This is a genomic window from Endozoicomonas sp. SESOKO3, from assembly GCF_024606255.1.
Window position 1 is genome coordinate 1 of sequence record NZ_JAHHPR010000045.1, and the last position, 1,886, is coordinate 1,886.

Sequence of the window (1,886 nt, forward strand, 5' to 3'; positions counted from 1 at the left end):
TTGCAACCCATTCTCTGGTCCCTCCCACAACCGGCCCTGCAGCGGCAACCCTGATTTTGGGAATATCTCCCAGTCTGGTGATTCCCTGGGCGCTGGGAGTAGCTCTCTTATCCACTTTTGTAGCCATATTGTGGGGCAACTGGGTCACCCGCTGGCTGAATGAGCCAGCTTCTGATTATGAGGGCCAAATGGTTGGTACTCCCCCTCAATCAGACCTTCCCCATCACAAAAACGTCTGGGCAGCTACTATCCCTATCTTTTTACCTTTGCTACTGATGTCCCTGGCTAACTTTCAAGCAGGCAATAAAGAGCAGAGCTGGGCTACTTTCCTTTCACAACCTGCCAATGCGCTGTTTCTGGGTTTGCTGGCCAGCCTGCCATTGATTCGCCAATGCAAGAACGGGTTCACTGAGATTTTCAGTGAGAGTATTCACTCATGCGCAATGATTATTTTGATCATTACAGCCGGTGGCGCACTTGCGGGAATACTGGCTCAGACTGGACACATTGCCAGAATTGCTGAAGGGCTGCCAGAGAGTCTTGGGCTGATTTTGCCATTTCTCATAGCAGCACTGTTCAAAACCGCGCAGGGCTCTTCCACTGTAGCTTTAATCAGTGCCGCGTCGATGCTTGATCCCTTACTGCCTGGCTTGGGCCTGGACTCCGACAATGGTCGACTGTTGGCCTTTTTGTCGGCAGGATGCGGCTCCATGCTGGTTACCCATGCCAATGACAGTTATTTCTGGGTAGTGACCCAGTTTTCCGGAATCAGTCCGGCCACGGGGTTTAAGTCGTTCACCCTGGCCACGCTGCTTCAGGCTCTGTCAGGGCTGGCAACCGTTCTGGTACTGGCCAGCTTCATAAGTATCTGAGCGAAGAGACCTCAGCTTCGCTGAAGCAATTCAAACCCTCTCTCTGCTTTGCTCTTGTCTGCCGGCTTCAAATCAATGGCTTTTGCCAGTTGATCAGCAATCGTTTGAAGCGCATTTTCATCACCTGTCACCAGCTCCAGCTCCAACTCACAGATGACACTGCTTTCATCACCTGAGCAAATATGACCGTAATCCAAAGCAACCTCAACTCTGGCTGCCGGCTCAGACCACTCTACCCGCCAGCAGGTTCGCTCAAAATCGGTTGAGAAGAGCGGTATCAGGTCCTTTGAAGTCAAGGCTCCCAATGCTTCTGGCCAAACCTTTTGTAAACCCGCAATATCCAGTTCCGGGCGTTCTATTGACCACTCCCACTCTCCCCGGCGAGTCAGCCCGTTAATACTCTCGCCTCTGGTTTTCAGCGTCTGAAAAAATTGACCATTTTTCTCTCTGATACGCAAAGCAACCCGTGCCTGATTCAGTGTCAGAGAAGCCGTATCAAAGTAGGTATTGCCCAAATGAAACGTTTCAGGTGCCGAGCTGGTGAACTTTTTCCAGAAAGGTAGTGTCTTAAGGACAGGTATCTGCTCCTGTGGCAGCGACAACTTTAACTCTGTTTCAGTACTCATGGGTTAGCTGACCGACGACTTGAAAAGGTTCATTTTAACTCTAAGCAGAAAAGTTTGTTATGAGAAACGAGCGCGTGAATGGTCGAAATACTTGAGATGCAAGAGGCATTACAGTATACAAATTTTAGTCAGCTCCTATAATTTTTGATCAGCTATCCTGTTCCAGTGGACAGGATAGGAAGCGAGTTCTGTAAGTCGTTCGCCATAGACGACGGGCAATATGCCCATCATAAATTCAACCCAAAAGGTCTGCGACTATGCCAACCAGCAACCTACTATCAAGTGTATTTGGCCGCTCTCCTATTGGCCCGATACAAAAACATATAGCCAAAGCGCACGAATGCGCCATACAGCTGGAACCGTTTTTCAAAGCAGCATTTGAAGGCGA

2 protein-coding genes are annotated in these 1,886 nt (G+C 49.6%); one reads left to right on the forward strand and one right to left on the reverse strand.

Features of this window, described 5'->3' with window-relative positions:
* Positions 1 to 872 (forward strand): GntP family permease (locus KDK18_RS00775; protein ID WP_257252487.1); only part of this gene is annotated, 872 nt, incomplete at its 5' end.
* A gap of 11 nt (positions 873 to 883) precedes the next feature.
* Here KDK18_RS00775 and KDK18_RS00780 read toward each other — a convergent pair.
* Positions 884 to 1,498, reverse strand: a complete 615-nt coding sequence (locus KDK18_RS00780) for an inorganic triphosphatase (RefSeq protein ID WP_257252488.1) — start codon at positions 1,496 to 1,498, stop codon at positions 884 to 886.
* Positions 1,499 to 1,886: the final 388 nt, after the last annotated feature.

Excerpts from the sequence above, each read along its gene's own strand:
- KDK18_RS00780 (WP_257252488.1), bottom strand. The coding sequence starts at position 1,498 with ATGAGTACTGAAACAGAGTTAAAGTTGTCGCTGCCACAGGAGCAGATA.